The 17028-nt window shown below is 65.2% G+C and carries 16 protein-coding genes and 1 tRNA gene; 5 read left to right on the top strand and 12 right to left on the bottom strand.

Features of this window, described 5'->3' with window-relative positions; all coding sequences use genetic code 11:
* Window positions 1-29: 29 nt before the first annotated feature.
* On the bottom strand, window positions 30-839 hold the full coding sequence (locus tag VI123_RS05105) for an amidohydrolase family protein (RefSeq protein ID WP_336336965.1): 810 nt from the start codon (window positions 837-839) through the stop codon (window positions 30-32).
* Between the two features lie 175 nt (window positions 840-1014).
* Between VI123_RS05105 and thsA the strand changes: the two genes are divergently transcribed.
* Window positions 1015-2574, top strand: a complete 1560-nt coding sequence (gene thsA, locus VI123_RS05100) for a thermosome subunit alpha (RefSeq protein ID WP_336337378.1) — start codon at window positions 1015-1017, stop codon at window positions 2572-2574.
* An 83-nt stretch (window positions 2575-2657) separates the two neighbouring features.
* Here thsA and VI123_RS05095 read toward each other — a convergent pair whose 3' ends face one another.
* Together VI123_RS05095 and VI123_RS05090 are read right to left on the bottom strand one after the other, a co-directional pair.
* A complete protein-coding gene (locus VI123_RS05095) occupies window positions 2658-3089 on the bottom strand; it encodes a DUF371 domain-containing protein (protein ID WP_336336964.1) in 432 nt (143 codons plus the stop codon).
* Window positions 3090-3115: 26 nt separating this feature from the next.
* Window positions 3116-3289, bottom strand: a complete 174-nt coding sequence (locus VI123_RS05090; RefSeq protein WP_004517155.1) for a hypothetical protein — start codon at window positions 3287-3289, stop codon at window positions 3116-3118.
* A gap of 108 nt (window positions 3290-3397) precedes the next feature.
* On the opposite strand from VI123_RS05090, the gene VI123_RS05085 reads away from it, so the two are divergent.
* From VI123_RS05085 to VI123_RS05075, 3 genes are all read left to right on the top strand, one after another.
* On the top strand, window positions 3398-5236 hold the full coding sequence (locus tag VI123_RS05085) for a glycoside hydrolase family 2 protein (protein WP_336336963.1): 1839 nt from the start codon (window positions 3398-3400) through the stop codon (window positions 5234-5236).
* Between the two features lie 267 nt (window positions 5237-5503).
* Window positions 5504-6394 (top strand): coiled-coil protein, encoded by an 891-nt coding sequence (locus tag VI123_RS05080; RefSeq protein WP_336336962.1) that lies wholly within the window; start codon window positions 5504-5506, stop codon window positions 6392-6394.
* Window positions 6395-6431: 37 nt separating this feature from the next.
* Window positions 6432-7121 carry a LysE family translocator gene (locus VI123_RS05075; RefSeq protein ID WP_336336961.1) on the top strand — a complete coding sequence of 230 codons (690 nt, stop codon included), beginning with the start codon at window positions 6432-6434 and terminating at the stop codon, window positions 7119-7121.
* Here the strand turns inward: VI123_RS05075 and VI123_RS05070 are convergent.
* The gene (locus VI123_RS05070; protein WP_336336960.1) at window positions 7116-7832 is read right to left on the bottom strand and encodes an HD domain-containing protein; all 717 of its coding nucleotides are present in this window, start codon (window positions 7830-7832) and stop codon (window positions 7116-7118) included. The two genes, VI123_RS05075 and VI123_RS05070, sit on opposite strands and share 6 nt — an antisense overlap.
* Before the next feature lie 278 nt (window positions 7833-8110).
* Between VI123_RS05070 and VI123_RS05065 the strand changes: the two genes are divergently transcribed.
* A complete protein-coding gene (locus VI123_RS05065) occupies window positions 8111-8305 on the top strand; it encodes a hypothetical protein (RefSeq protein ID WP_336336959.1) in 195 nt (64 codons plus the stop codon).
* Here VI123_RS05065 and VI123_RS05060 read toward each other — a convergent pair.
* The 8 genes from VI123_RS05060 to VI123_RS05025 all read right to left on the bottom strand — a co-directional run bounded on the left by VI123_RS05060 (window position 8302) and on the right by VI123_RS05025 (window position 16942).
* Window positions 8302-9030: a GNAT family N-acetyltransferase gene (locus VI123_RS05060; RefSeq protein WP_336336958.1), complete on the bottom strand. Its 729-nt coding sequence runs from the start codon at window positions 9028-9030 to the stop codon at window positions 8302-8304. The two genes, VI123_RS05065 and VI123_RS05060, sit on opposite strands and share 4 nt — an antisense overlap.
* 148 nt (window positions 9031-9178) lie before the next feature.
* A tRNA-Gln gene (locus VI123_RS05055) sits at window positions 9179-9251 on the bottom strand.
* Window positions 9252-9306: 55 nt separating this feature from the next.
* The gene (locus VI123_RS05050; RefSeq protein ID WP_336336957.1) at window positions 9307-9741 is read right to left on the bottom strand and encodes a metal-dependent transcriptional regulator; all 435 of its coding nucleotides are present in this window, start codon (window positions 9739-9741) and stop codon (window positions 9307-9309) included.
* Complete coding sequence (locus VI123_RS05045; RefSeq protein WP_336336956.1) at window positions 9738-10220, bottom strand: ferritin-like domain-containing protein; 483 nt, start codon at window positions 10218-10220, stop codon at window positions 9738-9740. The genes VI123_RS05050 and VI123_RS05045 overlap by 4 nt, the downstream gene beginning before the upstream one ends.
* 184 nt (window positions 10221-10404) lie before the next feature.
* A complete protein-coding gene (gene sufD, locus VI123_RS05040; protein ID WP_336336955.1) occupies window positions 10405-11616 on the bottom strand; it encodes a Fe-S cluster assembly protein SufD in 1212 nt (403 codons plus the stop codon).
* A 2-nt stretch (window positions 11617-11618) separates the two neighbouring features.
* Window positions 11619-13049 (bottom strand): Fe-S cluster assembly protein SufB, encoded by a 1431-nt coding sequence (gene sufB / locus VI123_RS05035; RefSeq protein ID WP_336336954.1) that lies wholly within the window; start codon window positions 13047-13049, stop codon window positions 11619-11621.
* Between the two features lie 36 nt (window positions 13050-13085).
* Window positions 13086-14018, bottom strand: coding sequence for an ABC transporter ATP-binding protein (locus VI123_RS05030; RefSeq protein ID WP_336336953.1), 933 nt, complete (start codon window positions 14016-14018; stop codon window positions 13086-13088).
* A gap of 125 nt (window positions 14019-14143) precedes the next feature.
* Window positions 14144-16942 carry a DNA-directed DNA polymerase gene (locus VI123_RS05025; RefSeq protein ID WP_336336952.1) on the bottom strand — a complete coding sequence of 933 codons (2799 nt, stop codon included), beginning with the start codon at window positions 16940-16942 and terminating at the stop codon, window positions 14144-14146.
* Window positions 16943-17028: the final 86 nt, after the last annotated feature.

Genomic DNA, 17028 nt, shown 5'->3' with positions numbered 1-17028 from the left:
GTCCGGGCCGGCGGGACGCCGTCGGACGGTCAGGGAGCCAGCGCCTCGATGACCCGGCTGGGGTTGTTCGAGAACACCTTGCGCATCGCGTCTTCTGGCACGTCGAGCGTCAGAATCTCCATCACGGCCACGTTCGGGTGAACGCCGGGAACGCCGCTCCCGAACAGAACCCGGTCTGGATGTTCCAGTATCGCCCGCTCCATGGGTCGGCGATAGCGGACCGCGCTGGTGTCGAGGTGCAACTGGTCGTGCGTTTCGAGCAGGTCGATAGCCTGTTCCATCAGGTCCCGCCGGAGCGGGTGCGCGCCGAAATGCGAGAGGACGACCGGGAAGTCGTACGTCAGTAGCGACTCGGCGACGGCTTCGGGCGGGAACGCCTCGCCGCCGTGGACGATGACGGGCAGCGAAACCGACTCCAGTTCCGCAAGCACGTCCTCGTCGGGCAGTCCGTCGGTCGGCGGGTGGAGCTTGAAGCCGTAGAAGCGGTCGTCGTAGGCGTACTGCTCGATGTCAGCCGGCGAGGTGTGGGTCTCCGTGCGACTGCTCGCGAGGTTCCGGAGGGTCGACCCGGGACCGCTCCCCGGGTCGCGTGCGCCGTTGACCCTGGCGAAGGCGACCAGCGGCCGCTCGACGGTCATCCGGGCGACGGCGTTGTTCGCCTTGAGATACGAGCCCTCGCGCTCGCCGGGGAAGACGACGGAGCGGACCACGCCCGCCTGATGCATCTCCCGTTCGAGCCGTTCCGGGTCGCCCATTCCCTCCTGGGGTCGGCGCTGTTCGTCGGGCTCTAAGCGCGCGTGTACGTCGACGACGCGGAACCCGTGCTCCAGCTCCAGCATCTACTGTACGGTGTGTATACCCCTATATTAAAACATGTGCAGGTCCGTCCGGAATTGGACGGACAGGGCGGCGCTGTCGCCCGACGAGCGGCCCGCAGTGTTAGAAAGCTTTATATAGAACCGCTTGCCTTGTCTTAAGTGAGGTTCAACACATATGTCATCTGGCCAGCGACGCATGGGCGGCCAGCCTCTTTTCATCCTTGATGAGGACGCCCAGCGCACACACGGAAAGGACGCACAGTCATCGAACATCTCCGCCGGAAAGGCCGTAAGCGAGTCCGTACGGACCACGCTCGGTCCCCGCGGCATGGACAAGATGCTCGTCTCCGACGACGGCGACGTGGTCATCACCAACGACGGGGCGACCATCCTCTCCGAGATGGACATCGAGCACCCCGCGGCCCAGATGATCGTCGAGGTCGCCCAGACCCAGGAGGACGAAGTGGGCGACGGGACGACGACGGCGTCCGTGCTGGCCGGGGAACTGCTGACGAAAGCCGAGGACCTGCTCGACGACGACGTCCACCCGACGACAATCGTCGAGGGGTACTCCGCCGCCGCGGAACTCGCACAGGAGGCCATCAACGAGGTCGTCCTCGACGTGGACCTCGACGACGAGACGCTGGTCGAGGTCGCCGAGTCCTCGATGACCGGCAAGGGCACCGGCGACGTCGAGGCCGAGCGCCTCGCCGAAGTCGTCGTCGACGCCGTCCGCCACGCCAAGAGCGACAACGGCGTCCGTCGGGACAACATCGAGGTCCACGCCCAGACGGGCGCGGCCTCCTCCGCGACGGAGCTCGTCGAGGGCGTCATCGTCGACGAGACGACCGTCCACGACAACATGCCGACCTCGGTCGAGGACGCGTCCATCGCGGTCATCGACACCGAGCTCGACGTCCGCGAGAGCAACATCGACGCCGAGTACAACGTCTCCAGCGTCGACCAGCTCAACGCCGCCCTCGACGCCGAGGAGCAGGAGCTGTCGGGCTACGCCGAGGACGTCGTCGAGAGCGGCGCTGACGTCGCCTTCGTCACCGAGGACGTCGCCGACCGCGTCGCCTCCCAGCTCGCCAAGGCGGGTGTCTTCGTCGCCGACGGCATCAGCTCCTCGACCGCCAAGGACATCGTCGAGGCCACCGGCGCGAAGCGCGTCGGCTCGCTCGAAGCCCTCGACGAGGACGCGCTCGGCCACGCCGACAGCGTCGACGTCGAGAAACAGGGCGACGACGAAGTGACGTTCATCACCGGCGGCGCGACCGCCGAGTCCGTCACCATCATCGCTCGCGGCTCCACCGAACACGTCGTCGACGAGCTCGAACGCGCACTCAACGACGCGCTCGACACCGTCATCGCCGCGCTCGACGCCGGCGGCGTGGTCCCCGGCGCAGGCGCGACCGAAATCGCCATCGCCGACCACATCCGCTCGGAAGCGGCGTCCATCGAGGGCCGCAAGCAGCTCGCCGTCGAGGCGTTCGCCGACGCCGTCGACGTGCTGCCCCGCACGCTCGCGGAGAACACGGGCCTCGACGCCATCGACGCGCTCGTCGACCTCCGCGCCGAACACGAGAGCGAGGGCATCGCCGGCGTCATCAGCGAGGGACAGACCGGCGTCGTCGGTGACCCCGTCGAGTACGGCATCCTCGACCCCGCCGCCGTCAAGCGCGAGGCCGTCGACTCCGCCACCGAGGCGGCGACGATGATCGTCCGCATTGACGACGTCATCTCGTCGAGCTAGAGACTCGCCGCGAGCCAAGCAGCAATACCTGTTTTCTTTTGGCGACGCCGAACAGCGGCGCGACCGCCGACGGAAGCGGCTGCTCAGTCGCTACCCGACTGGACCGTCAGCGTCAGCGTCGCCTCACTGCCGTCGGCGAGCGCGGCGACGAGGTCCCGGTCCACGTCGCCGGCCGCCGCGTCGGCGTTGACCAGGACGGTCCGGTCGTCGACGTAGTCGCTCGTCCGGAGGACGTGGCTCCGGTCGCTCTCGAAGGTCAGGTCGGGGTGGCCGGTCCCGGTCACGGTGACGCTGTGGTCGCCGGCCGCGATGGTCGCCGTGACGGTCGCGTCGGCGTCCTGACAGGCCGCCACAAACTCGTCGTCGAAGTCGGCGGGGACGCGGTCGGCCTCGATAGCGAGGATGCAGTCGCCCGCGGGCGTCAGGAAGTCGTCGCTCGTCACTTCCAGCGTGCTCGCGTGGTCGCCGGAGACGTTCTCGTGGCCGCTCGCGCGGACCACTTCCTCGTGTGTCATACCTCCCGGTCACCGCCGGGCGCACTTCAGCGGGACGACTCGGAGCGGACGACGGTAACCGTCACCGCACCACAGGCGCACTCGTGGGCCTCGCGGCGGCCGGCGTCGGTCTCGAAGACCAGCGCCGGCTCGCCGAGCGGGCGCTCGCAGTGCTGGGCCTCACAGGTCGGGGTCGCCGCCTCGTGCAGTTCGGTGAGCATGCGTAGGTAGTCGGAAGCGACCCATGTCAAGGCGAGCCATCCCCGGAGTGAAAGTGAAAGTGAAGCCGTGGGGTAAAGGATATGCCCCCGGAGAACGGGCCACAAGGTATGTCGCTGGAGTGGCGCGGCGCGGCGGTTGCGCCGGACGACGAGATGCCGTCCCCGGACGCGTGGGAACCGGTGTCGGTGCCCGGTCGGCCCGAGCAGTTCGCCGGGGCCGAGGCCGTGGCGTACGAGACGACGTTCGCCGACCCACGGGACGGGAGCGACGCACACACCCTGCTGGCACTGCACGGGACCTTCGCACACACACGCGTGTGGTGCAACGGTGAGTTGCTCGCCAGCCACGACGCCTACTTCGAGCCGCTCCGCGTTCGACTCCCCGAGAGGGAGCAGTACCGGGTCGTCGTGGAGTGTCGCGCACCCGAGGACCGCTTTGGCGGCCTGCACGCGACCGACCGGCTCCCGGCGGAGCGCCGCGTCCCGGGGGTCTGGTGGGAAGCGAGCCTCGAAACCCGACCGGACCCCTGCGTCAGCGAGCTATCGGTCGAACCACACGTATCCGCGGACGGCGACGCCGCGGTCGAGATGTCGGCGACGGTTCTGACCGAGGAGCCCCTGGACGACCGGGTCACGCTCTCGCTGCGGCCGGAAGGGGACGTGCGCGGCGGCGGGATGATGGACCGAGCGCGCGTCTCGACCGACGACGAGCGGACGACGGTGACGTACACCGTGGACGTGCGCGACCCGTCGCTGTGGTGGCCCCACGACCGCGGCGAGCAGTCCCGGTACGTCCTCAGGGCGAAGCTCGGGGACGACGAGCACTCGGCGACGACGGGACTGCGCACCGTCTCCTATGACGACGGTCTGCGGGTCAACGGCGAGGCCGTGCCGGTTCGTGGCGTGACGCTGCTGGACCCGACCGTCGAGGACGTCGCGCGGGCCGTCGAGGCCAACGCGAACCTCGTTCGGGTCCGGGCACAGGGGACGCCGCCCGAGGTGGTCCGCGCCTGTGACGACCGCGGCGTCCTGCTCTGGCAGGACCTCCCGCTGTCCGGCCCCGGCTCGTTCGACGCGGAGCGCGGGCGGGACCTCGCGGCGCGGCTCGACGCGGCCTACGCACGGCACCCCAGTTTCGCCGCGGTCGGCGTTCACGACGAGGCGGTGTCGCCGTACGCCGACGGACTGGGGTCGGGATTCCTCGACCGACTGCGCTTCCGGTGGCGCGCCTGGCGGGCCAGCTACGACGCGGCGGCCGCCGAATCGGTGGCCGCGGCCGTCGACTCCGTGCCGACGTTCCCGGTCGTCGGCCCGCCCGGAATCGACCCCGACGCGGCCACCCTCTACCCGGGGTGGCAGTACGGCGACGCGGCCGACCTCCCGTGGCTCTGTTCGCAGTTCGGCGTCGGCGACGTCGTCGCGGGCTTCGGGGCCGGGGCGCTGGGGACGCCGGACCCGGGCGACAGTCCCGGGTTCGACAGCGCCTGTCACGACCGCCGCGTCGACGGCGGCCTCGACGCGTCGCAGGCGTACCAGGCCGGCGTCGTCCGCGCGGTCGCCGAGACGCTCCGGCGGCGCTCCGCCCCGCTCGTCGTCGTCGACAGCCTCCGGGACGTCGGCGACGCGGGCATGGGGCTGCTCGCCGCGGATGGGACCGAGAAGACGGCCTTCGGCGTGCTCGCCGACAGCTACGAGCCGACGCAGGTCGTCCTCACCGGCACGACCCCCGGCACACAGGACATCGTCGTCCTCCACGACCGCCCGGAGAGAGCGGACCTCACGGTGGAGTGGGACCGCAACGGCGACCGTGAACAGGCCGAACACACCGTCGGCCCGTTCGCCCGCGTCACCGTCGAGACGCTCAGGCTTTCGGCCGGCGACGACGTAACGCTGGCCGCCACCGACGGCCGGACCGTCGTGAAAAACGAATACCGTATTAGCGAATAATATACGTCCGTGATATACAAGGGTCGGTCGGTACGGTACCGACCGTCACACCACCCGAAATAGAGGGTGTGAGAGGTTGACGCGGTATTCGGTGCACCGGAATGTTTAAACAATATCCACCTCTAATTGTAGACACCAGAACGCTTCCGCGTTCAGGCAGTATCGCTTTCAGCCCAACATGAGAGGGAACCCTTGTTATTGGTGTCAGCCCCTCAGTAGTGGGCCGACTGTCTGTGCTGAAGCGGTGATGGCATAGAGGTTTCAACAATGGCAGACTCGATAGACGAATCGAAGAACGTTACAGTAACAGAAGAGGATCTTGAAAACAAATCGAAGGGCGAGCTCATCAAACTCGCCGGCCAGCTCCGCGACCGCCGCAACGAGCTGAACCAGATGGCGTCCGAGCGGGCCTCCGCACGGGACGACCTGAACGCGAAGACGCGCGAGAAGGTCGACGAAGCCCAGGAACACCGCGAGAAGCGCGACGAGCTCAACGAGCAGGTCCAGGAGCACAAGGACAAGCGCAACGAGCTCAACGCCGAGGCCAACGAGCTCTTCGACAAGGTCGACAAGCTCAAGAACGACCTCGAACTCGACGAGGGCACGTCGGTCGAACAGCTCAAGGAGGAAATCGAGGACCTCGAGTTCAAGCAACAGACCGAAGTGCTCTCCTCGGAGGACGAGAAGGAGCTCATCGAGAAAATCGAGACCAAGCGCGAGAAGCTCCAGGAGAAACAGGAGAAGCTCGACCAGGGCGGCGACCTCGAAGAGCTCAAAGAGGAGGCCGAAGAGGTCCGCTCCGAAGCCTCGAAGCACCACCAGAAGGTCACGGAACTGGCCGACGAGGCCCAGAAGCACCACAACGAGATGATAGAGGCCTACCGCGAGGCCGACGAAATCCGTGACGAGGCCGACGAGAAACACGAGGAGTTCGTCGAGGCCCAGGAAGCGGCTGACCAGCACCACGAGGACTTCGTCCGCGTCCAGAAGCGCCTCCGCGAACTCGACAAGAAGGAAGAGGAGCAGGAGCGCTCCCAGCGCGAAGAGAAGCAGGAAGCCGCACGCGAGGAAGCCGAGGAGATCTACCAGAAGTTCAAGGAAGGCGAGACCCTCGACACCGAGGACCTGATGAAGCTCCAGAAGGCCGGCAAGCTGTAATTCGCGGGATTCTCTCTCTGTTTTTTACGGACTATAGATGCATCACCCGTTGCTCCAACTCGGCGCGCTCTCGCTCGTTCCGACCGCTCTGGGTGGCGTCCTGTTCGGCCTCGCGCTGGCCGCGCCGCCGGGCCCGATGAACGCCGTCATCGCCGAGGAGAGCGCGCTCAGGGGCTGGCGGGCCGGCTTCTTCGCCGGCCTCGGTGCGATGACCGCGGACGCCTGCTTCTTCGTGCTCGCGGTGCTGGGCGTCGCCACGGTCGTCACCGAGACACCGGGCCTCCGGCGCGTGATGGTCGGTGCCGGCGGGCTCCTGATGCTGTGGTTCGCCTACGGCGCAGTTCAGGACGCACACGCCATCGCCGGGGCAGAGCCGTCAGTCACGGCCGGAGACAGCCGCGGCTTCCGGAAGGCGTTCGCCCTGGCGCTGACGAACCCGTACCAGGTCGCGTTCTGGCTCACCGTCGGCGTCGGTCTCCTCGAACCGGGTGTCGTCGACGTGGCGTCGTACGTGCCGGCGATAGGGACCGACGCGCTAACCGTCCAGACCGGCCACCCAGTGCTGCTGGGCGGGTTCTTCGGCGGCATCGGCCTCTGGATTACGGGGTTTCCGGCGGCGATTGTCGCCGCGAGAGCGCGCATCGAACGGCTCGCGCCGCTTGTCGCGTGGGTCAGCGCCGCCGTCCTCGCCGGGACCGGCGTCCTCTTCCTGCTGCGGGCGCTATGAGTCGCCCATCCCGGTCGCCACGTCGTCGAGGTCGTCCTCGACGGCCATCTCGGCGACCTCCATCGTCAGCCACTCCTGGAACCAGCGGGTCCGCTTGAGCCGCTGGTGGACGATGGATTCGGCCGTGTCGCTCTCGACGCGGTCGCGGGCGTCCTCGCCGCGCTCGATGACGCGGTCGACCATCTCGGCCGCGTCCATGTGGGTTCGGGACTCGTAGCCCATGCGCAACAGCATCAGGGCGGTCCCGTTCGCGCCGACCTTGTCCAGGATGTCCGCCTCGATGAGACACTGGACTTCCAGGGGCAAGTCGCTCAGCGGCCCCTGGTAGGAGTGGGCCTCGACGGCGGAACAGACCTGTTCGACGAACGATTCGGGGTAGTCACCGTGTGCCGTCAGGTACTCGCGGGCTATCCGAGCGCCTGCCTCCGCGTGGAGGTCCTGCTCGGCTTCCAGTTTCGCGATGTCGTGAAACAGCGCCGCCACGCGTGTCACGTCAACGTTCGCGCCTTCCTTGCGGGCGATTGTCGTCGCGATGTCGACGACGTTGAGGATGTGGTTGAAGCGGTATTCCGCGGAGTGCCACGGGTACCAGCGCATCCGACCGCCCTCTTCTTCGTTTTCGACGCTCGCCGCGAGGTAGTCGTGGACGAACTCCTTCATGTCCTCGAACGCGTCGGCCGAGACAGGTGACTCCCTAATCTCGACGCCCACAGCACCACCTCCGGCGACGGATTCCGATGTTCATCTTACACATATAGACGTACGTTCGACTCTTTAGCGTTACGACAGGGCAAACGACAGCCACAGCCGGGGTTTCCGGCTGGGAACGGCCCCACAAGCCCGGGTTTCGGGCGGAACTGTTCAGCCGGGAGACAGCTCCCAGTGCAGTCTACGGTTCCGTCTCTGGTGTGGTCGCTCTCCGCTGACTGGTTCCCAGCGGCTGGGAACATTGGTCCGGCTTTTTACATCTAATAAATAAATCAGTACATATGCCTCTCCAGCCACTCCACACGCCCGTCGGCGACCCGGCCGTCGTCACGCACGCCATAAACCAGCACGCAGTCACCGACGTGCTCGTCGGCATCGGTATCGCCATCTGTCTGTTCGGACTGTACTACAGGCTCATACTGCTCCCGGCGAACAGACAGGAGTCGTCACAGCGAGCGGGGGGCCAGTCACCCTAGAGGTAGGCGGCGTCCCAGCGCATCGGCTTGCGGACGTTCCCGCAGTTGTCGCACTCGATGCGGCCCATCGAGTCCATCGCGTTCGCCAGTGTCTCGCAGTTGCTGCAGAAGTAGCCGTACCGGTCACTGCCCTCCTCCGCGACGTGAACGACGTGGAACGGGGCCATCGACCCTGACTCGTGGTTGTTGTGGTCGACGTACACCGTCCGGCCGTCGTCTGTTATCGGTTCGCGGCCGAGTTCCTCCGCGTCGGTATAGAGGTTCTCGACGTAGGTCCGCCCGGCGACGTCGACCTCGCCCGTCCCGGCGCGCTTGAAGCCGCGGTCCTCGTAGAAACTGTTACCCTCGACGTTGTCGGCCAGCACGCGCCCCTGGAGCGTCTCGGCCCCGCGGTCGTGGAGTTCCCGGTGCGTCTCGTCGAACAGTGCCGACCCGACACCCTCGCCGCGGTACGCCGGGTCGACGTGCAGCCAGAGAATCGTCCCGATGCTGTCGCCCGAGAGGACGCTCTCGGAGAGGCCGACCACCTGTCCGCCCTGTTCGGCGACGAGAATCAGTCGGTCGGTCCCCTCGTCGAGTATCTCTTCGAGTCGCTCCTCGTCGTACCACTCCTCGATGGCACTCGTAATGGCGCTCGGCCCCAGCGAATACGACGCTTCCAGCGAGCGACGCGCCACGTCACGGATTGCCGGCCGGTCCGACGGCACTGCCTCCCTGATTTGCATATGCCACTAGTTGGCACGGAACATCATAAATCTACAGTTCGATGTCAGGATTTGGGACACGCGTTGTGCTATTCATGCACCAGTCCCACGCTTCGTAGCCCGGCGGCAGTCAACTCTGGCGTCGACGCTGTACGGTCGCCTCAGAAGATAGTCCCGGGCGGATTCGAACCGCCGTCAAGGGCTCCAAAGGCCCTTATGATTGGCCACTACACCACGGGACTACGCCACAGTGTTGAGAACCGCCGGAACGCACTTGAACGCTTCGAGAGCGGGCGGTCAGTCGCTGGTGACTTCCGCCTCGACTTCCAGCAAACCACAGACGTCGCCCTCGGGGTCGAAACAGTCCGGGCACTGCGGTTTGCGGTCGATAATCGTATCGAGGCGCTCGGCGACCGTCTCGTCGATGACCCCCTCCAGTTGCTTCGCCTCGGTCCGGAACTCCTCGACTTCGAGCACCTCGATGAGGAACCGCTCGATGATGCAGTAGTTCTGGAGGGCCTCGCGGGCCTGTGCGATGCCGTCGTCCGTGAGGTCGACGCCCTTGTACTTCTCGTGGTTCAGCAGCCCCCGGTTTTCGAGTTTCCCGATCATCTCGTTGGCGCTGGCCGGGCTGACGTCGAGCATGTCGGCCACGTCGCCGGTGGACGCCGGACCGTCCGCTTGCTGCTGTGTGAGATATATCGCTTTCAGGTACTGGGCCTGGGTGTTCATTGGTAGTCCTCCATCAGGTCGGTCACTTCTTCGACGCCCTCAGCCTCCTCCTCGCGGATGTCCGACAGCACGTCGAGCAGTCGCTCGCGGTCGATAGTGAACGTCACGTCGGACGCCTCGATTGCCTCGATGAGGTCGTCGTAGAACTTGTACGCGGTCTCCTCGTTACAGAGCTGGTCGTACAGCACGCCGTCGAAGTCCTCGTCGGCCTCGTACTGGGCCTCGACCAGCATCTCTATCTCCTCGAACGGGACGGTGTCCGCTTCGAGGTCGTCGATGAGCGCCTCCAGCCGGCGTCGGTGGTCGGCCGACTCCGTCTCGGCGTGTTCGAGGAGGTCAAGCACCGCCTGCTCGTGTTCGGCGTTCGTCTCCTCGGCGTGTTTCGCCGCCCGTGCCTCGACGACTTCTTCGAGGACGATGCCGATTTGCAGCAGCCGGGCGAGTTGATGGTCGGACGCGACCGGCTGTGTAAGGCTCACGGCAATACCCCCGCTCGGCGCTGTGCTACGGTCATACACGTAGTTCGGGGAGGCCCGGACTTAAGCGGTTCCCTGTCGTCTGACCCGCGTTCTCGCCACACGCGCGGCCTGTCGACCGCTCGCCGTGGCGACGGCTCCCACCGAATATCGACGAGAAAGGTTCCGGGACTGCGGAGCCGTCGCGCTACTCCCGAAGCCGCTCGTAGATGAGCTGGTCGAGGTCCTCGCGGAGTTCGTCGACCTGCACCTCTTCGAGCACGGGGACGAAGAAGCCCTCGACGAGCATGTTCTTCGCCGCCTCGGGGTTGACGCCACGGGAGGTCATGTAGAACATGTCCTCTTCGTCGACCTGCCCGACCGTCGCAGAGTGGGAGGCCTCGGTGTCGTGATTGTTGATGATGAGCTTCGGCGACGCGTCGGCCTCGGACTCGTCGGAGAGCATGAGCGTGTTCTCACGCTGGTAGGAGCTGGTGTCCCAGGCCTCTCGACCCACGTCCTGGACCCCCTCGTACACCGAGCGGGCCTCGTCGTCGAGGACGCCGCGAGTGACGAGGTCGGCGACGGTGTGTTCGGCCTCGTGCCAGACCCGCGACCCGATGTCGAAGTGCTGGTCCTCGTGACCGAAGAACGCGCCGAGAATCTGTGACTCGGAGGCGTCACCCAGCAGCCGGGTCTCGACGCTGGACTTGGTCAGGCGGGAGCCGATGTTGCCGTCGATCCAGTTGACGGTGGCGTAGGTGTCGGCGTGGCCGCGCTTGACTTGGAAGTTGTAGGTCTCCTCCGAGAGGTTCTGGAGCGCGCCGTACTGGACGTAGGCGTTCTCCTCGGCGACGACCTCGACGATACCGGAGTAGTACTGGTCGCCGTCGGTCGTCTCGCCGGTCCCCTGGCGTTCCAGAATCGTCACCGACGAGGACTCCTCGGCGAGGACGAGCGTGTAGTTGAACAGCGACTGGCTGTTCATCGTCGTCCGAATCTTCACGTCCTCGGCGTCGACGCCCTCGGGGACGTAGACGACCGTCCCGGCGGAGAACAGGGCCGTCGACAGCGCGGTGAGGTAGTCCCGCTGCGGGTCGACGACGCTGCCGAAGTGCTCCTCGACGAGGTCCGCGTGCTCGTCGAGCGCCTCGCTCCAGGACAGCACCTCGACGCCCTCGGCGTCGACGCGGTCCTTGTCCTGTGCGTACTCGAGCGGGTCGACCAGCGACTCGTAGTCGAGCGCGTCGAGGTTCGTCCAGGTGCGACCCGGCGTCCGGATGACCTCCGGCATGTCGAGGTCGTCCAGCGCCGCGAGCGCCTCCTTGCGCGTCTCCAGCAGCCACTCGGGCTCGCCGAGGTCGTCTGAAATCTGTTCCACCTGGGACTCTGTGAGATTGGCGTGTACCTGCGTGCTCATGGTTATCCGAGCGACCCCTCCATCTCCAGTTCGATGAGGCGGTTCAGTTCGACGGCGTACTCGATGGGCAGTTCTTCCGTGATGGGCTCGATGAAGCCGGCGACGATCATCTGCTTCGCGTCGTCGTCGTCCAGGCCGCGGGACTGCAGATAGAAGACGTCCTCGTCGCCGATTTTGCCGACGGTCGCCTCGTGGGCGACATCGACCTTGGACTCCTGAATCTCCATGTACGGCATCGTGTCCGAGGTGGACTCGTTGTCGAACATCAGGGCGTCACACTCGACGGAGGTCGAGGAGTCCTCGGCACCGTCGGCGATGTGGACGAGGCCGCGGTAGTTCGTGCGGCCGCCGTCCTTGCTGATGGACTTCGACTCGATGGTGGACTTCGTCTCGGGGGCGTTGTGATAAACTTTCGCGCCCGTGTCGATGTCCTGGCCCTCGCCGGCGAAGGCGATGGTGATGTGGTTGTCCGTCGCGCCCGGCCCCTTGAGGACGGTGGAGGGATACAGCATCGTGGCCTTCGACCCCATCGACCCGGAGACCCACTCCATCGTGCCGTCGGCCTCGCAGATGGCGCGCTTGGTGTTGAGGTTGTACGTGTTCTTCGACCAGTTCTGGACGGTCGAGTACTGGACGTGGGCGTTCTCCTTGACGAACACTTCGACGCCGCCGGAGTGAAGGTTGAACTCCGAGTACTTCGGGGCGGAACAGCCCTCGATGTAGTGGACCTCGGAGTTCTCCTCGGCGATGATGAGCGTGTGCTCGAACTGGCCCATGCCGTCGGAGTTCATGCGGAAGTACGCCTGGACCGGCATGTCGACCGTGGTGTCCTCGGGGACGTAGACGAACGACCCGCCGGACCAGATTGCGCCGTGCAGCGCCGCGAACTTGTTGTCACTCGGCGGCACGGCCTTGGTCATGAAGTACTCTTTGAGGATGTCTTCGTGCTCCTGGACGGCCTTGTCCATGTCACAGAAGATGACGCCCTTCTCCTCCCAGCGCTCCTGCATGTTCTGGTAGACGATTTCGGACTCGTACTGCGCACCGACGCCCGAGAGCGCGTTCTTCTCGGCTTCCGGGATGCCCAGTTTGTCGAAGGTGTCCTGAATCTCCTCCGGGAGGTCGTTCCAGTCGTCGACGCCGCCGCGTGTCTCGATGTCGGGGCGGATGTACGGGACGATTTCGTCGACGTCGACCTCGGAGAGGTCGGGCGCGCCCGGCCAGTCGTCCGGCATCGGCATCTCCTTGTACTGTTCGAGCGCGCGCAGGCGGCGCTCGAGCATCCATTCGGGCTCGTCCTTGTCTTCGGAGATGACCCGGATGGTCTCCTCCGTGAGGCCCTTCTCGGCTTCGAAGGCGGATTTCTCCTCTTTCTTGAACTCGAAGCGCTTCTCGGTGTCGGTTTCTTTGAGGTGGTCTTGGTCTGAACTCATAGTGTGTGTAGTGTTATCGCTGTGTACGGAAGGGCGTTACGCGGCCTCGTAGGCTTCCTCTCGGACCCAGTCGTACCCCTCGTCTTCGAGCTTCTCGGCGAGTTCCGCGCCGCCGGAGGTGGCTATCTGGCCGTCGAGCATCACGTGGACGTGGTCGGGTTCGACGTAGTCGAGGATGCGCTGGTAGTGGGTAATCTGGAGGATGCCCGCGCCCTGCTCGTCACGGAGCGCGTTGATGCCGTTGGAGACGTCCTGCAGCCGGTCGATGTCCAGCCCGGAGTCGATTTCGTCGAGCACGGCGATGGACGGTTCGAGGATGGCGGCCTGGAGCACCTCGTTTTGCTTCTTCTCGCCGCCGGAGAAGCCGGCGTTGAGATACCGGGACGCGAACTTCTCGTCCATGTCCAGTTGCTCCATCTTCTCCTGGAGGATTTCCTGGAACTCGGCGACGCCGATTTCGCCCTCTTCGACGTTGCCTTCCATCGGGGAGGTGTCGTAGCCGGCGGCGTCCTCGTTGGTGTCGCCGCCCTCTGCGTCGGCTTCGTCTTCCTCGTCGTCGTCCTCGAAGAGTTCCTCGCGCTCTTCGAGCTTGGCGTTGAGCGCGGTCCGCAGGAAGTTCACCATCGTGACGCCCTCGATTTCGGCCGGGTACTGGAAGCCGAGGAAGATGCCGAGCGCGGCGCGCTCGTTCGGTTCCAGGTCGAGCAGGTTCCAGGTTCGGAGGTCCTCCGGGATTTCCTCGTCACCGAACTCGTCTTCCTCGAGGTGGATGAGCACTTCGCCGTCGGTTACCTCGTAGGCCGGGTGGCCGGCGATAATCTTCGCCGTCGTCGACTTCCCCGAGCCGTTGGGGCCCATCAGCGCGTGAATCTCGCCGGATTCGACTTCCAGGTCGACACCGCGGAGAATCGTCTCACCGTCCTCTTCTGCGACTTCTGCGTGGAGATTGTTGATTTCGAGTGTAGCCATAGGTATCTCTTAGGTCAACCGAAAGAAGGTCCGTTTCACCCATGAAGCTTTCGCATTGACGTGAAATGCAGTTCAGTATATAGAAATAATATTTTTTCGAGAGAAAAACCGTCGTCGGCGTCGGGTTACATGAAGCTCCCGAGACCGGTCTGCTCCTGGCCGGATTTGACCTCCTCCCAGGAGATGTCCAGCGCTTCGAGGATACGGGCAATCGGCCCTTTGAGCGTCTTGTCGAGCATCTTGTCCCAGTCGACCTCGAACTCCGCCGGAATCTGGTCGGCGTACTCGAAACAGATTACGTCGGGGTCCCGGCGGAACTCGCCGTACAGCGGGTCCCGCTGGGGGTCCAGCCCTTCCTCTTCCTCGATGCGTTGGAAGAAGTCGGAGTGGACCCGGTCGAGATAGAGGCGCTTTGGCTTCGACCCGCTCTGGAAGTTGGTCCCCAGCAGCATGTTCGCGTACTTCGCGCCGCGGACCTGCGCGGTGTCTGTGTCGTAGTTGTCCAGTTTCTTGCCGATGCCGCCGGGGATACCCACGTCGTCGTAGTCGACGTTCCCGTCCTGGTAGTCCTCGATGACGTCGCTGACGTACTGCTTGACGGACTCGGCGTCCTCGCCGCGGACGATGCGGTCGATGACCTCCTTCTGGACCCGTTTGGTGATGGGCGCGATGTCCGAGCGCTGATACTCGAAGCCCGTGATGTCGATGTCGTCGACGTGTTTGCCCTCCTTCCAGACGATGTTGCCCGCGTAGCGCTTCTTCTTGCCCGCCTGGAAGAACCGGCGGTAGAGCTTCTCGAACTCGATTTCGAAGCGGTGCTCGTCGGCGTTGAGTCGCTCGGTGGCAAACTCGTCGTAGGAGGCGTTGATGGTCTCTTCCAGTTCGAATCCCTTCGCGATGGTCGCGGCGATGAGTTCGAGTTCGTCGTCGCTCATCTCGGGATGTTTCTCGCGCATCTCGTCGGTGACCGCCACGTCGCCCTCGACATCGTCTGGGCCGATGTCGCCGACCTGGAGCATGACGGAGTCGGTGTCTCCATATACGACCTCGTACCCTTCGGTTTCGACGACTTCGTCGGTGTAGTCGATGACCTCGCGGCCGGTGGCGGTGACGGCCGCGCCCATCTCCTTGTCGTAGAGGCGAAAGCGGTCCCATCCCAGGACCCCATATAACGAATTCATTATCACCTTCACCGCCGCTTGCTGCCGGTCATAGCGCTCGTACTCCGGATTATCCGGCGAATAGTCATTTCGGAGCGCCTTCTTTTCTTCGCGCTCTGATAAGAGTTCGTCGACCATCTCCCGGATGACGCCGTCCGGTTCCTTCCGGAAGTGGGTGCCGTTGGGCGCGCGGTAGGTGTCGCCGTCGTAGGCATCGGGGTCGACCTTCGTCTCCGGGCTGGCGTTCGTCGTCACCATGCACATCGGATACAGCGACTTCAGGTCCAGTACGGTGACGTTCTCGCGAACGCCCGTGATCGGGTCGAAGACAGCCCCGCCCTCGTAGTCCTCGCTGGCCTGCTGTCCTTTCGAAGGCAGCGCGTACTCGCCGTACAGTTTGTGCAGCACGTACATGTCGACGGCGTCGCCGGGCGTCGTCGCGTCTTCGAGCTTGCAGCCGACGAAGGTGCGGACCTCGTCCCAGAAGTCGACGATGTCCTGCTCGCGGTCGAGTTCGACACACAGCTCCACGTCCCGGAGATTGTACTCCAGCAACTGCTCGGGGTCTTGCTCCCAGAGGTCGCCGATATCGCCGGTGTAGCGCTCCTTGCCGACGCCGAGTTCCTGCTCGCCGACGGCGTCGAGCCGGTAGGATTCGAGTTCGGTGAACTGCGTGCGCTTGTAGGCATAGAGGAGGTCGAAGACGACCCGACCCTTGATGTCCGGGCCGCCCCAGCCCGAGCGCCAGACCTCGTCGACCCGCGAGAGGCGGTCGACGGACAGGTCGTAATCGTGGTCGTAGCTCTGGAGTGCCTCCAGGCGGTCCAGGAAGTACGGCGCGTCGAAGTCGTCGAAGTTCCACCCCGTGAGCACGTCCGGGTCGGTGTCGACGACGTAGTCGACGAACGCCTCCAGCATGGCTTCTTCCTCCGCGAAGACGCGCACGTCGGCCTCGAAGGCCTCTCGAATCGGGTCGTAGCCGGCCAGCGCCTCGGGCCCGTCGATGCCGTCGGGGGACTCGTACAGCCAGACGACGTACTCGTCGCGGTAGGAGTCGTGGGACGTGAGACAGATTATCGGCTCCTCGCCGTCCTCGGGGAAGCCCTGGCGGTCGTCGACCTCGATGTCGAAGGTGTTCACCCGCAGGTCAGCGGTGACCTCGGTCGGCGTGACTTCCTCGTGGTGGACCTTCAGGCTCCCGTCGTCGAGTTCGCGGGCGGGCACGCGCACGCCGCTGGTGATGTCCTTGTCGATGAGCAGGCGGTTGGGGAAGAGGATGTCCGCCTCGTAGTGGTCGAATTCGTCGCGTATTTGCCCCACGTCGCGTGGCGTCCGCCCGAATATCTTCGTCAGGCGCTCGCCGCGAATCGACTCGTAGGGCTCGCCGTCCTCGTCGACCGCCTCCCACCCGGTGATGCTGTCGTACTGCCGGAGTTCGTCCTCGGTGACGCTGTCGGTCGGCGCGTAGAAGTAGGGCTTGAAATCGAAGACGCGCGCGTGGACTGGCTCGTTGTCGTCGGTGCGCCCGAAGACGTGGACGACCGGGAACTCGTCGTCGCCCTGGCCCTCGATGGTGTAATCGACCTGCGTGACGACGAATTCGACGGTCTCTTCCACGGGCGGGAACTGACGCTCGTCGATGTCGACGACGCTCGTCCCGCCGTTCCCATTGCCGGCGATGGCTGCCGCCTCGTCGGCGACCGGGCGGTCCGCCTCGGCGTCCTGCGCGAAGTCCCCCAGCGTGCCCTGGGTCCCGTCACTCATTCTTGGGGATGCTTCGAGATGCCGCATAAAAACACCGACGGTCGACGGGGTATTGCCACAGGCAGAAAGTATATGCCATCGAGTAC

The sequence above is a fragment of the Haloarcula sp. DT43 genome (assembly GCF_037078405.1).
In the GTDB taxonomy this organism is placed as follows: Archaea; Halobacteriota; Halobacteria; order Halobacteriales; family Haloarculaceae; genus Haloarcula; species Haloarcula brevis.
This window is presented reverse-complemented; position numbering and strand designations above follow the sequence as displayed.